Origin of the sequence: Magnetospirillum sp. XM-1 (assembly GCF_001511835.1) — a bacterium.
Classification (GTDB): domain Bacteria; phylum Pseudomonadota; class Alphaproteobacteria; order Rhodospirillales; family Magnetospirillaceae; genus Phaeospirillum.
The window spans coordinates 4,349,504-4,363,506 of the sequence record NZ_LN997848.1; the positions used below are offsets into that span (position 1 = coordinate 4,349,504).

The 14,003-nt window shown below is 68.3% G+C and carries 11 protein-coding genes and 1 riboswitch; of the genes, 9 read left to right on the top strand and 2 right to left on the bottom strand.

What is annotated here, in order from left to right:
• Window positions 1–23 precede the first annotated feature (23 nt).
• The gene (locus tag XM1_RS19940) at window positions 24–1,409 is read right to left on the bottom strand and encodes a carbohydrate porin (RefSeq protein WP_082700623.1); all 1,386 of its coding nucleotides are present in this window, start codon (window positions 1,407–1,409) and stop codon (window positions 24–26) included.
• Window positions 1,410–1,478: 69 nt separating this feature from the next.
• A riboswitch (cobalamin riboswitch) is annotated at window positions 1,479–1,729 on the bottom strand.
• Between the two features lie 141 nt (window positions 1,730–1,870).
• Here XM1_RS19940 and XM1_RS19945 point away from each other — a divergent pair.
• The 9 genes from XM1_RS19945 (at window position 1,871) to XM1_RS19985 (ending at window position 12,708) form a co-directional block, all read left to right on the top strand.
• Window positions 1,871–3,685: a helix-turn-helix domain-containing protein gene (locus XM1_RS19945; protein WP_068436575.1), complete on the top strand. Its 1,815-nt coding sequence runs from the start codon at window positions 1,871–1,873 to the stop codon at window positions 3,683–3,685.
• Window positions 3,686–4,061: 376 nt separating this feature from the next.
• Window positions 4,062–4,808: a response regulator transcription factor gene (locus XM1_RS19950; protein ID WP_068436577.1), complete on the top strand. Its 747-nt coding sequence runs from the start codon at window positions 4,062–4,064 to the stop codon at window positions 4,806–4,808.
• A gap of 3 nt (window positions 4,809–4,811) precedes the next feature.
• A complete protein-coding gene (locus XM1_RS19955; RefSeq protein ID WP_068436579.1) occupies window positions 4,812–6,203 on the top strand; it encodes a hybrid sensor histidine kinase/response regulator in 1,392 nt (463 codons plus the stop codon).
• A gap of 5 nt (window positions 6,204–6,208) precedes the next feature.
• A complete protein-coding gene (locus XM1_RS19960) occupies window positions 6,209–6,775 on the top strand; it encodes a SiaB family protein kinase (RefSeq protein ID WP_068436581.1) in 567 nt (188 codons plus the stop codon).
• A 7-nt stretch (window positions 6,776–6,782) separates the two neighbouring features.
• Window positions 6,783–7,166 carry a DUF1987 domain-containing protein gene (locus tag XM1_RS19965; protein ID WP_068436583.1) on the top strand — a complete coding sequence of 128 codons (384 nt, stop codon included), beginning with the start codon at window positions 6,783–6,785 and terminating at the stop codon, window positions 7,164–7,166.
• Window positions 7,167–7,171: 5 nt separating this feature from the next.
• Window positions 7,172–8,194, top strand: coding sequence for a sensor histidine kinase (locus XM1_RS25240; RefSeq protein ID WP_068436586.1), 1,023 nt, complete (start codon window positions 7,172–7,174; stop codon window positions 8,192–8,194).
• A gap of 66 nt (window positions 8,195–8,260) precedes the next feature.
• A complete protein-coding gene (locus XM1_RS19975; protein ID WP_068436588.1) occupies window positions 8,261–9,715 on the top strand; it encodes a diguanylate cyclase in 1,455 nt (484 codons plus the stop codon).
• Between the two features lie 150 nt (window positions 9,716–9,865).
• Window positions 9,866–10,627, top strand: coding sequence for an ABC transporter substrate-binding protein (locus XM1_RS19980; protein WP_068436590.1), 762 nt, complete (start codon window positions 9,866–9,868; stop codon window positions 10,625–10,627).
• Window positions 10,628–10,707: 80 nt separating this feature from the next.
• On the top strand, window positions 10,708–12,708 hold the full coding sequence (locus tag XM1_RS19985) for an FAD-dependent oxidoreductase (RefSeq protein WP_068436592.1): 2,001 nt from the start codon (window positions 10,708–10,710) through the stop codon (window positions 12,706–12,708).
• 98 nt (window positions 12,709–12,806) lie between these two features.
• Here the strand turns inward: XM1_RS19985 and XM1_RS19990 are convergent, their stop codons facing one another.
• Window positions 12,807–13,994 carry an NAD(P)/FAD-dependent oxidoreductase gene (locus XM1_RS19990; protein WP_068436594.1) on the bottom strand — a complete coding sequence of 396 codons (1,188 nt, stop codon included), beginning with the start codon at window positions 13,992–13,994 and terminating at the stop codon, window positions 12,807–12,809.
• Window positions 13,995–14,003: the final 9 nt, after the last annotated feature.

A 14,003-nucleotide genomic window follows, 5' to 3' on the forward strand; every position in this document is an offset into this window, starting at 1 on the left:
ACGCCTGGGGAATCCGCAAGAACCTACAGCTTGAACACGGTCCGAAGGCCCACCACCGTGGCGTCGGGAATGGTCTTGGACGAATTCTCGGGCAGCGTGGTGGTGCCGCCGGGATGGACCACGTACTGCAGGTCGGGAACGATGGTCAGCCAGGGCGTCGCCTGATAGCGGTAGCTCAGCTCGATGGCCGCCTCGTAATCGTGGTCGGGGGCGGTAGCGGTGCCGAAGCGCCTTGCGTCGGAATCGCGGGCGGCCAGCGCCGGGCTCATGCGGCCGAAGGCGAAGCCGATGGCGGCGACGTCGTCGTCGCGGCCTTCCAGCGGCCCCTTATAGGCCAGGCCGGTATCGAAATAGAACGGCATCTGGTTGCGGTCCTCGGGCAAGGCGGTGACCCGCAGGAAGGCCGACAGCCCCAGATCCTCGCTCCCCGCCTCCTTGTAGAGCATGCCGTCGTAAATGCCGTAGACCGCCCAATTGCCGCGATGGTTCCTGGCCGAACCCGCCGCGCTGCTTCCCAGCGACACGCCCGAATCGTCGTAACGCTGGTCGGTGGCGCGGCCGCCGTAATACCAGCCGCCCAGCTTGAACATGGTGGGCAGGCCGGCGGCGCCCTTGGCCTGGTTGAGGCCGTATTGGGTCTCGAACATCCACATGGGCGCCCCGTCGACGGTGTAGTCCACGCCGCTGCGGTTGCGCTTCTGGGCGTCGTTGCCGGCATTGGTTCCGGGCGCCACGTTGCCGGTGAAGAGCCCCGCCTGCACTGCCAGTTCCTCGGTGGCCTGGACCTTTAGCCGGGTGCCCAGGTTGGACAGGGGATAGCCGCCGCCGCCCGAGGGCAGGTTGGCGGCGAAGGACGGCGGCCAGCCGAAGGCGGAGTTGACGAGGTTGGTGGCCACCACCGAGTTGAAGAACTCCTCCTGCATGGGCAGCTGGCCGAAGCGCAGCGACACCTTGTCGTCCAGCACGCTCTGCTGCAGCCACAGGGAGAACAGCCGGGTCGAGGGCGCCGCCTCGATGTCGCGCACCGGAATCAGGTTGCCGATGAAATTGGCCGACAGCTGGCGCCCCTGGACATGCAGGCCGGTGACGTGGAAGGCGCCGCCCTTCCAGCCCACCGCCTGTTCCAGGTCGGCGTCCACGTCCACCTGCAGCAGGGCGTTGCCCACGGCGCGGCGCTTGATGCCGCCCGATGGGTTGCCCAGCATCTCGGCGGTGTAGGCGGCGTTCACCTTGACGCCCCGCTCGGCCAGATGGGTCCGCAAGCCGCCCCAGTCGCCGGTCAGGGTGTCGCGCTCCCACAGCCCCTTGACCGCCTCGGCGGTCTCGGCCTCTTCGGCCCGCGACGCGGTGAAGGTCAGGCACAATCCGGCGGCGACGGCCACTCCGATGGCGAAATTTCCAGTCTTCATGTCTAAATCCACCCTACAAGAATGCGGCGCAGGTCCACCTGCATCCGGGACACCCCGCCCGGAGAAGCGCGCGCACGCGATGATGATGGCAGGTCTCCTGGCTCGCGGGTCAAAGGTCCTGCCCCTGCCTTCCCGGTTCGACACGGCCCCCCGGTGGATGTCGGGGCCGAAACCAGTGGCGTTCCTAAGCGGGCGGGACCTCTCCGCATACAGTTGCGGGGGCAGCCGCGGGCTGGGGGCGTCGAAGCCCTTGACCGCGTTCCCTTTTCACCTCGGGCTCCCATGGGGAAGCCGTCGGAACCATCAAGCCCGAGGTGTAACCGCGCCCCGATGGGAATGCAAGAAATATGTTATACTATAACGTTCGGCCGGGAGGATCATGCCGGGCATCTATGTCGGGGTTCGATTGGACCTGGGCCGGAGGTTGGGGTAAATTCCGCGCCGAACGGAGGTCTTCAGGGATGAAGCGGTCGGATTTGCCCGAGGCGGAAAAGCCAGCGCACCACGCGTCGGACGCGGATGGCGACGGGGTAGCGCCTCCGGCGGCCGAGGGCGGCTGGCTGACCGTCAGCGAGGCGGCCGAGCATTCCGCCCCGGCCGGCGCAAGCAGCCTGCTGGCCCCGCTGCGCCAGGGCCTGGGCCGGCTGGCCGCCAGCTGGCGCTATCTTGCCGACCCCGCCGAGCGCCACGCCCTGGCCCAGCACGCCCGCAACGGCCTGGCCCGCCTGATCCGGAGCGCCAGGGGACCGGCCATGACCGGCGGCATGGACGCAGGCGGCGCGCCCCCCGTGCTTCCGTCCGAGATGTCCGAACCCGACGCCGTTCCGGCCTTCGACCCGGAAGCGGCGCTGGAGCGCCTGCGCTCGGCGCTGCGCCAGTTGCCGGACAAGGGCGAGGTGGTGGTCCCGGGCAATCTCCAGTCCCTCGACCGCCTGCTGGCCGATCCGCCGCCCGCCATGGATTTCCAGGCCGCCGACCTGCTGCACGATTGCTTTCCGCGCGGCACCCGGCATTCCGGCAATCGGGTGCTGCTGGCCGTCGCCCGCAACCTGACCCGCAATTTCGGCCGCCCCGGCCGCCTGCCCATGACCAGCGGCAAGGCCTGGACCATGCTCGATCCCGCGGTGTTCGGCGACCAGATGGCCGCCCAGCTGGCCGAGATCAGCGATTTCGTCCTGACCTGGCAGGCCCAGGAAAAGAGCTTCCTGATCCTGGAATTCGCCGAGGTGGAGCTGATCGAATACCTGTTCGAGCACCTGCACCCCAGGCGTCACGGCGCGCTGCTGATTCGGGTGATGGACTTCAAGGTGCTGTCCACCCGCCGCGCCGGGCTGCTGCGGCGCATTCCGGCCCGCGTCCGGCGTTTCGTCCAGCACACGGCGGGGGCGGCGCCCTCGGTGCCGCTGGGCTATGCCAGGGATTCCGCCGTCCTGCTGGAACATATCGAAAAGCGGATCTCCTTCCGGCCGGTCACCGAGGCCGCCGCCACGGCGCGGGCCGAAGTGGAAAAGATCATCGCCCGCCTGTCGCCCCCAGAGCAGGAGGCCTCCTTGCGCCTGGCGCCGGCCGCCGCCGCCCGGGAGCCCGACAAGCCCGGCCTGGACCAGATCATGCAGGCCCTGGGCGCCTCTGCCCAACCCGCCGCCGCCCCACAGCCCGACGCGACCCCCGGCCGGATTTCCGCCACCCCCTCGGCGCCCCAGCCGGTTCAGGCGGTGTCGGTGGCCGCCACGCCTCATCCCACCGCGTCCCTGCCGGTTCCCGCCGTTCCCAAGCGGACGCGCTTCGGCAACCGCCAGAAGACCGAGGCGGTGATGCGGGTGCTGGCGGGGGAAAGCCGCGAACAGGTGGCCGCCGCCCTGGGGGCCACCCCCGAACTGGTGGAAAAGTGGCTGGGCGCCTTCCTCAACGGCGGCTCGTCGGCCCTGGCCATCAAGGCCAAGCAGGCCAAACCGCGCCGGACCAGGAAGACATCTCCCCAGCCGGACGCCGCCTCCATCGACGACCTCAAGGCCAAGCTGCAGGCCTTGCTGCAAACCGTCGAGGTGCTGAGTACCCAAATGAACGCGCTGCCCCCGGCCGAGGCGGCTTTGCCGCCGCACGCCCTGCCACCGCCAGCCATCGAGCCCATCCCCGACCCGCCGCCAGCGCCAGCGCCAACACCGGCGCCGCCGGACCAATCCGCCGCGCCCGGCTCTCCGCCGCCGGGATTTCCCGCCGAGGACCCCAACCCGCCACCCCGGCTGAAACGCAGCCGGTCACCCCGGCGACGCTGAGATATCCGGGCGCGATATCGAAACGCCCACACCCATCCTCACGCGAACTTCCGGCGGGCGGCACACCATCATAGGACTTCGATCCGGCCATCCACCGCCGCCGTCCGGCGCCACCCATGCCGAAATAGGCGGAGGGTTCTTTAGAATAATCACTGCAAGGACAATATGCCTTACGGCTATACTCCCGCAGGAGGATGACGAACCTTGACGACGCGGATACCCGGCGGAAGCGGCATGCCAACTGGATTTCGGGAACACAAACGCATCCCGGGGCACAACCGGCATCACACCGCGTCACATGGCGCAACGACTTGTTATTGTACGTAACTCGGTGTTTATGATTTCCCTGTCGAAATTGTTCTGGAGGCGTGACCCCATGGCGCGGATCGCGGTGGTCGAGGACGAAGCTCCTCTTCGGGCGGATCTGGTCGAGTACCTTTCGGCGTGCGGACACGACGTTGTCGGCTGCGGCGACGGCAAGGAGCTTGACCGCGCTCTGGATGAACGTCCCGTCGAAATCATCATTCTCGACATCAACCTGCCGGGCGAGGGCGGATTTTCCATCGCCGGCCGGCTGCGCTCCCATTCCGACGTCGGCATCATCATGCTGACGGCGCGCGGGCTGAACGTCGACCGCGTGGTCGGCCTGGAGGTCGGCGCCGACGTCTACATGGTCAAGCCGGTGGAACTGCGCGAACTGGAAGCCCAGGTCCGCACCCTGGCGCGGCGCATGCGGGTCTCGGCGGCGGCCCCCGGCGCGGGCGAAGCGCGCCCGGCGCACGAGGCCGCGCCGCCCGCCGCGACCCCGCCCACGGTGTCCACCGAATGGATCTACGACCAGTTGACCTGGACGCTGATCGCACCCGACGGCAAGTCCATCAAGCTGACCGGCAACGAACGGGTCTTCGTCTCGCTGCTGGTGACCCGCCCGGGCGAGCCGGTGTCGCGCGACGAGATCTTCCGGGCGCTGGGCAAGCGCGGCTGGGACCCGGCCGACCGCTCGGTGGATTCCATGGTGCGGCGCTTGCGGGCCAAGGGCGACCAGAGCTTCGGCCACCCGCTGCCCATCGAATCGGTCCACAGCGTCGGCTACGCCTTCGCGGCGCCGGTCGGCCTCAGGTAGCCGATGGCGGAACGTCGCAAACTTTCGCTCAAGTCCCGTGGCGATCGCTCCGCCCCTTCACCTTCGGCGCCGCCCTGGCCGATCCTGATCGTCGATGACGACGAGCAGGTCCACCAGATGACCCAGGTCATCTTGCGCGACCTCTCCTACCAGGGCCGTCCCTTCAAGTGCATCGGCGCCATGTCGGCCACCGAGGCCGCCGCCATCCTGGACCTGCAGCCCGAGATCCCGGTGGTGCTGCTGGACGTGGTGATGGAAACCCCCGACGCCGGCCTGCGTCTGGTTCGTCACATCCGGGACGAATTGGGCAACCGGCGCGTCCGCATCATCCTGCGCACCGGCCAGCCGGGCGACGCACCCGAGCGCGACGTGGTGCTGGGCTACGACATCAACGACTACAAGAGCAAGGCGGAGCTGACCGCCCAGAAGATGTTCACCGCCCTGGTGGCGGCGCTTCGCGCCTGGAGCGACATCACCACCATCGAACGCCTCAACGCCGAGCTGTCGGAGCTGAACACCTCGCTGGAGGCCAAGGTCGAGGACCGCACCTCGGAACTGCGCGAAAGCAACGAGGCCCTGGCCCGTTCCAAGACCCGCGCCGAGACCGCCCTGCTGCGCGAAACCGAGGCCAAGAACCAGCTGCGCCAGTTCCTGTCCATGGTCAGCCACGAATTCCGCACGCCGCTGGCCATCATCGATTCCTCGGCCCAGATGCTGCGCATCCGGGTGGAGAAGAGCGATCCCGGCGGCGTGGCCCGCCTGGACACCATCCGGGGCGGCGTGCAGCGCCTGCTGGGCCTGATCGACACCTGCCTGGCCGACGAGCAGTTGGACAGCGGCCGCATCGTGCTGCACGAGAAATCCTTCGCCATCGGCCCGATGATCGAGGTCACCCTGGCCCATTACCGGGTGGCCTCGCCCACCCACCTCTACCGCGCCCAGGTGGCCCCCGACCTGGCGGTGTGGGGCGATCCCGGCATGATCGCCCTGGTGATCAACAATCTGGTGGGCAACGCCGTGAAGTATTCGCCGGCGGGATCGGAAGTGACGGTGGTCGCCGCCCAGGACGGCGCCGATCTGGCCATCTCGGTAACCGACCAGGGCATGGGAATCCCGCCCGGCGACCTGCCCCACATCTTCGAGCGCTTCCACCGCGCCGCCAATTCCAAGGGCATTCCCGGCTCGGGGATCGGCCTGCACATGGTCCGCCAGATCGTCGAGATGCACGGGGGCGCGGTGACCGTGGACAGCCGCCTGAACGCCGGCTCGCGCTTCACCGTGCGGCTGCGTCCGTCGCCCGGTCCGGGGGCCGAGGGCATCGATCCGGTGCAAGACGGCTTGAGCGCCCCCGCCCCCGATGATACCGTCCAAGACCTTGGTGAAGGCAACAGGTAGCCGGCATGCTTGCGAAACAATACCGCTCGTTCAAGCACGACCTCGACCAGCGCGGCATCATCTTCTCGTTTTCGGGATACCTGTCCGAGGAGATTCTCTATTCCCTGGGCAACGCGCTGCGCCAGAAGATGACGCTGGAGGACGCCAACGTCAGCACGGTGAAGAAGGTCTTCTCGGTCTTCGTCGAGCAGGCCCAGAACATCATCCGCTATTCCGCCGAGAAGCTGTCCGGCGAGAAGCCGTCCGGCGACAAGGGCCAGTCCATCGAGCTGTCGTCGGGCATGGTGACCATCGGCACCGAGAACGACCGCTTCTTCATCGTCTGCGCCAACGTCGTGCTGGCCGCCGACGAGCCCCGGCTGCGCGAACGGCTCGAACGGCTGCGCTCCATGGACCGCGACGCCATCAAGGCCTACTACAAGGAGCAGCTGAAGGAAGCCCCCGAGGAACAGAGCAAGGGCGCCACCATCGGCCTGATCGAGATCGCCCGGCGCGCCAGCGAGCCCATCGAGTTCGACTTCGACCCCATCGACGACCAGAAGTTCTTCTTCTGCATGAAGGTATCCATCTGAGGTGGTTATGGACAATTTGACGATCGCGGCCACGGAACGTTCGCCCGCGGTGGATTTCGACTTCGCCGCCGGACGCCTCAGCCTGAAGGGCGAATCCTACCCCGAGGACGCGTCGGCGGTGTTCGGACCCATTTTCGCCGCGCTGGAAGGTTTCCTGGGCACGGCCGCCAGCCGCGACGTGACCTTCGACTTCGACCTGGCCTATTTCAACAGCTCCAGCGCCAAGGCGCTGATGAACATGTTCCAGATGCTCGACCAGGCGGCCGAAGCCGGCTGCCGGCTGACCGTCAACTGGTTCTACGCGACCGACGACGACACCATGAAGGAGTTCGGCGAGGATTTCAGCGAGGACCTCGCCCACGTCACCTTCAATCTGGTGGCGGTCGAGTAGACCCCTTGAGCGGTTTCAACCTCTTCGACGCCGAGGAGAAGAGCCTTGAGCAGGCCGAGGATCTGCGCCGCCGGCTCGATTCCGCCCCGGAACCGGTCAGAGACGGCATCGCCTCTCTGATCGATGCCTATTCGCGCTCGGTGCGCGAGCAGCGCCGACTGGTCCGCGTCTCCGACCGCCTGCAGGCCCAGCTGGCCTCGGTCAACCAGGAACTGGGCCGCCGCAAGGTCGAGGCCGAGGATGCCCTGGAAAGCCTGAAGGCCGCCCAGGAATCCCTGGTCCAGGCGGAAAAGCTGGCGTCGCTGGGCGCCCTGGTGGGCGGCGTCGCCCACGAGATCAACACCCCCGTCGGCATCGCGCTGTCCTGCGCCTCGCATCTGGCCGATTCCACCGCATCCATCGCCAAGCTGTTCGAGGCCGACGACATCTCGGTCGAGGATTTCGAGCGCTTCATGGACACGGTCAAGGACACCACCGGTCTGATCCTGTCCAATTGCGAGCGCGCCGCCGACCTGATCCGCAGCTTCAAGCAGGTGGCGGTGGACCGCACCACCTCGGAACGCCGGCGCTTCGACCTGGCCGCCTATATCCGCGAGACCCTGTCCAGCCTGGGCCCCCATCTACGTCAGGCCGGCCATGCGGTGCGCCTGATTTGCCCCGACGGCATCGTCATGGACAGCTATCCCGGCGCCCTGTCCCAGGTGTTGAGCAATTTCGTCATGAACTCGCTGGTCCACGGCTATGACCAGGGCCAGCCGGGAACCCTGTCCATCACGGTGGAGCGCGACGGCGAGGCGGGCGTGCGGCTGGTCTACGCCGACGACGGCAAGGGCATCGCACCCGAAAACCTGGGCCGCATCTTCGACCCCTTCTTCACCACCAGGCGGGGCAGCGGCGGCTCGGGCCTGGGGCTGCACATCGTCTACAACCTGGTGACCGGCCCGCTGGGCGGCAATGTCGGCGCCGATCTTCCCGCCGGCGGCGGTACCCGTTTTTCCATCCAGATTCCCTTGGCTCCCAACGCCTAATCCTTCGTCACACTCCGGCGCAATGCGGGGGTGGCGTGCCCTTTGGCGTGGGTGGAATATGAGCGAATGAGCAAGAACCCGGACGATCGCGGCCCGGAACCGGCCGGCAAGACCAAATTGTCGCTGCGCCGCGCAGACCGGACGGGCACGACCGAAGGAGCCGCCCCCTGGCCGGTCCTGGTGGTGGACGACGATTCCGACGTCCATTCCATGACCCGGGTGCTGCTGCGCGACTTCAGCTTCCAGGGCAAGGGTTTCGAGGTGATCAGCGCCATGTCCGGCGCCGAGGCCCGCGCCATCCTCGGCCGCCGCAGCGACATTCCCGTGATGCTGCTCGACGTGGTGATGGAAACCCCCGACGCCGGCCTGTCGCTGATCCGCCACGTGCGCGACGACTTAGGGAATCGCCGGCTGGCCATCGTGCTGCGCACCGGCCAGCCGGGCGAGGCGCCCGAACGCGACGTCATGCTGGCCTACGACATCAACGACTACCGCTCCAAGACCGAACTGACGGCGCAAAAGCTGTTCACCTCGCTGATCGGCGGCTTGCGGTCGTGGATCCACCTGTCGACCATCGAAGCCATGGCCTCGACCCTGGAACGCCGGGTCACCGAGCGCACCTGCCAGTTGGACGAGGCGCGGCGCTTCGCCGAAAGCCTGGTGGAGCTGCTGCCCAATCCCCTGTGGTTCAAGGACCCGGACGGCAGCCTGCGCCTTTACAACCGGGCCTTCCGCGAGATGTTCGCCGTGGGCGACGAGGACTGGCACGGCCGCCCGTCCTCCGACACCCTGCCCGAACCGCTGGCCGGACTGGACCAACTGGCGGACCAGAGCCTGAACCTGGGCGGGTCGGGCGGATTGGCCTTCGAGACCTCCATCGACAGACAGGGCGTCACCCGCACCCTGATGGTCAACAAGGGGGTGGTGCGCAGCGATTGCCGCGACAAGCCAGACGAGCCCATCGGCACCATCGGCATCGTCACCGACATCACCGAGCGCAAGCGCATGGAAAGCCAGCTGCGCCATCTGGCCACCACCGACGAGCTGACCGGCTGCCTCAACCGCCGCGCCTTCTTCGCCGCCGCCGAGCAGGAACTGGAACGTTCCGGGCGCTATGGCGGCTCCGTCTCGGTGCTGATGATCGACATCGACCATTTCAAGCAGGTCAACGACCGCCATGGCCACGCGGTGGGCGATCAGGCGCTGCGGGCCGCCACCGCCGCCATCCGGGCCAATCTGCGCGAGATCGATTGCTTTGGCCGCCTGGGCGGCGAGGAATTCGCCGCCATGCTGCCCGAAACGCCCCTGGCCGGCGCCCTGCAGGTGGCCGAGCGGCTGCGCCAGGCGGTAGCCGCCATCGCCCTGCCCCTGGGCGACGGCGAAGCCCCGCTTCGTCTGACCACCAGCCTGGGCGTGGCGGAACGCACGGAAGCGGATGGCGGCCTCGACCAGATCCTGGCCCGCGCCGACACGGCGCTCTACCGCGCCAAGGCCGCCGGACGCAATCGCGTCCTGGCCTGATCGACGCGCAACCGCGTCCTGGCTTGACTCAGCCTCCCTGGATTTTCACCCGGAAGTTCAAGCCCCCCCTTTTCCATCCCCCCTACCTCGGCCATAATGTGACGGGGCGTGACGCGTCGCGCCCAAATGTGGCGGGTGGGGGATTTTCCAATGCTGAGGATTTGTCTCGTCGTCCTGGGCCTGCTGGCCGCCCTGCCCGCTCTCGCCGGAAAGGTGGTCAAGGTGGGGGGGTACGACTTCGCTCCCTTCGTCGAAGGCAGCGGGACGGGCCAGCCGGACGGCCTGGCGCTGCGCCTGATCGAGGCCATGAACAAGCATCAGGACCGCTTCACCTTTCAGTTCGTCCCCACCTCGCCCAACCGCCGCTACAAAGACTTCGAGACCGGAAAATTCGACGTCATGCTGTTCGAAAGCCCCGATTGGGGCTGGATCGAGCGGAAATTGCCGGTCGAGGCCTCCCGCGTCTTCCTCGACGGCGGCGAGTTGTACGTCGCCCTGGCCCAGCCGGGGCGGGGACAGGATTACTTCGCCGACCTGGGGGCCAAGCGCATGGTGGGCCTGCTGGGCTACCATTACGGCTTCGCCAATTTCGAGGCCGACCCCGCCGTTCTGTCGTCGCGCTTCCGCATGACCCTGGTGCGCGACAATTCCGCCAGCATCGAAGCCATCCTCAAGGATCGCGGCGACGTGGCGGTGGTCACCGACGCCTATCTCAAGCGCTGGCTGCGCACCCGGCCCGAGGTTCGGGAAAAGCTGCTGGTCTCCGAGCGTTTCGACCAGCGCTACGCCCACCGGGCCCTGATCCGCAAGGGCATCGATCTGACGCCGGCCGAAATGGACCGGATTCTGTCCGCCATGGACCTGGACGGCACCCTGACCCGGCTGTGGCGGGAATTCGGCATCCGCGACTGATCCCTTTTGAACCTTTCGAAACATTGCGCCCGGCGGCGTATTCGGCATAATGGTACCTTAATGCCACTATGAGGGTCGCCATGCGCCACCGCCATCTGCTGTCGCCCATTACGCTTCGCGGCGTCCGGCTGCCCAACCGCATGATCATGGGCTCCATGCATCTGGGCTTCGAGGGCCTGCCCGACGCCTGGTCGCGCCTGGCCGAGTTCTACGCCGAGCGGGCCAAAGGCGGCATCGGCCTGATCGTCACCGGTGGCGTCGCTCCCAACCCGGAAGGCAGCTTCGGCCACGACGGCACCGTGCTGACCTCGGAAGACGATCTGGGCGGCCACCGGCTGGTGACCCAGGCGGTGCATGCCCAGGGCGGCCGGGTGATCATGCAGATCCTGCATTGCGGCCGCTATTCGCGGGCCAAGGACATCGTGGCGCCGTCGGCCATCCGCGCGCCCATCAACAGCCAGACGCCCCGCGAACTCTCCGATGCCGAGATCGAGCGGACCGTCGCCGATTACGCCAATTGCGCCCGGCTGGCCGTTCAGGCCGGTTATGACGGCGTCGAGGTGATGGCGTCCGAGGGCTATCTGATCAACGAGTTCCTGGCGCTTCGCACCAACAAGCGCACCGACCGCTGGGGCGGCGACCTGCACGGCCGCATGCGCTTCCTGGTCGAGATCGTCCGCGCCGTGCGCGCCGCGCTGGGCGAGACGACGATGATGAGCGTGCGCCTGTCCATGGTCGATCTGGTCGAGGACGGGCTGTCCGCCGACGAGGTGGTGGCCGTCGCCCAGGCCATCGAGGCCGAGGGCTGCGACCTGATCAACAGCGGCATCGGCTGGCACGAGGCCCGGGTGCCGACCATCGCCCACACCGTCCCCCAGGGAGCCTGGAGTTGGGCCACCGCCCGGGTCAAGGCGGCGGTGAAGATTCCCGTCGCCGCCAGCAACCGCATCAAGACCCCCGATCTGGCCGAATCCCTGATCGCCGAGGGCCAGTGCGATCTGGTCAGCATGGCGCGTCCCCTGCTGGCCGATCCCGCCTTCGCCGCCAAGGTCACGGCGGGCGAGGCGGAGAGCATCAACGCCTGCATCGGCTGCAACCAGGGCTGCCTCGACCCCATCTTCACCGGCGGCGCCGCCACCTGTCTGGTCAATCCCCGCGCCGGACGCGAGGGGGAATTCATGTCGCGGCGCCCGTGCGAGACCCAGCGCGTCGCCGTGGTGGGCGGCGGCCCGGCCGGCATGGCCTGCGCGCTCGAAGCCGCAAAGCGCGGCCATCAGGTCGCCCTGTTCGACGCGGCCTCCGAATTGGGCGGCCAGTTCATCCTGGCCCGCGCCGTGCCGGGCAAGGAGGAATACCTCGCCACCCCCAGCTACTACACCCGCGCCCTGAACCAGGCCGGGGTCGAGTTGCATCTGGGCCGCCCCGCCACCGCCCGCGACCTCGCGCCCTATTCCCGCATCGTGCTGGCCACCGGCATCCGCCCGCGCGCCCTCGACCTGCCCGGGGCCGACCACGCAAAGGTGGTGGGCTACGAGGACATCCTGTCGGGACGCAAGCGGGCCGGCGCCCGCGTCGCCATCCTGGGTTCGGGCGGCATCGGCTTCGACACCGCGCTCTATCTGGTGGGCGAGGACCATGAGACCGACTTCAATGCCGAATGGGGCATCGACCGTGCCTTCACCGGGCGCGGCGGACTGACCGAGCCGGTGGCCCCGCCGCCGGCGCGGCGCACCATCACCATGCTCCAGCGCAAGACCGACCGCCCCGGCGCGGGTCTGGGCAAGACCACCGGCTGGATTCACAAGGCCCACCTGCAACGCCACCACGTGGACATGCTGGCGGGCGTCACCTACCGCTTCATCGACGACCAGGGCCTGCACATCACCCTGGGCGGCGAGGAAAGGCTGATCGAGGCCGACACCATCATCGTCTGCATCGGCCAGGAATCCCGGCGCGATCTGGCCGACGAACTGAAGGCCATGGGCCGCGAGGTCCAGCTGATCGGCGGCGCCCGCGACGCCTCCAAGCTCGACGCCCTGGCGGCCTTCGAGGAGGGGACGCGGCTGGGGCTGGCGCTGTAGGCGGAAGGCCCCCACCCCGGCCCTCCCCCACCTGCGGCGGGGGAGGGAGGTCGGGAGGGGGGCCTGGAAAGTCGGAGAGCGGCCTCGCCCGTCCGGCCCTAAACGCTCATCCCCGCCACCCAGCCCGACGACCACGCCCACTGGAAGTTATAGCCGCCCAGCCAGCCGGCCACGTCCACCGCCTCGCCGACGAAATACAGGCCGGGATGGGACTTCGCCGCCATGGTCTTGGACGACAGGCCAGCCGTGTCGACGCCGCCCAGGGTGACCTCGGCGGTGCGATAGCCCTCGGACCCGGCCGGAACCAGGGCCCATTGGGACAGCAGGCGGGCCAGCCCGGCCAGGGCGGCATTGGTGGACTGACCGATCGGTCGCCCCAGTAATCCCGCCCGCTCCACCAAAGCGCGGGCGAGGCGGGCGGGCAGCATCTCGCCGACGATAGTCTCCACCTGGGCGTTGGGGCGCGCCGCCTTGCGCTCCAGCAGATGGGCGTTGGCGTCCACGTCCGGCAGCAGGTTGATGTTAATAGACTGACCGGTCAGCCAATAGGAGCTGATCTGCAGGATGGCCGGTCCCGACAGGCCGCGATGGGTGAACAGCACCGCCTCGCGGAAACGGGTCTTGCCGAAGCTCGCCTCCGCCGGAACGGCGATGCCGGCCAGATCGCGCATCAGGTCCATGTCGGCCCCGGTGAAGGTCAGCGGCACCAGGCCGGGCCGCGGCGTCACCACCGACAGGCCGTAGCGCCCGGCCAGGGTGTGGGCGAAGCCGGTAGCGCCGATCTTCGGCACCGACAGCCCGCCGGTGGCCACCACCAGGGCGGCGGCCTCGTAGGTTCCCCGGCTGGTCGCCACCCGGAAGGGGCCGTCGCCGGTCACCCCGCCGATCTTGGCCTCCAGCACCATCTCGACGCCGCCCGCCCCGCATTCGCCCATCAGCATGGCGACGATGTCGGCGGCGGAATTGTCGCAGAACAGCTGGCCGTGCTCGCGCTCGTGGAAGGCGATGCGGTAACGCTTCATCAATTCCAGGAAATCGGCCGGCCCAAAGCGCTTCAGCGCCGAGGTGGCATAATGGGGATTGGCCGACAGGTACTGGGCCGGGGTGACGGTGCGGTTGGTGAAGTTGCACTTGCCGCCGCCGGATATCAGGATCTTGCGCCCCGGCTGGTCGTTGTGGTCCAGCACCACCACCCGCCGCCCCCTTGCCGAGGCCAGTGCGGCGCACATCAGCCCGGCGGCGCCGGCACCGATCACGATCACGTCGAAGGGGGAAGACAGGCTCATGGCCGGACT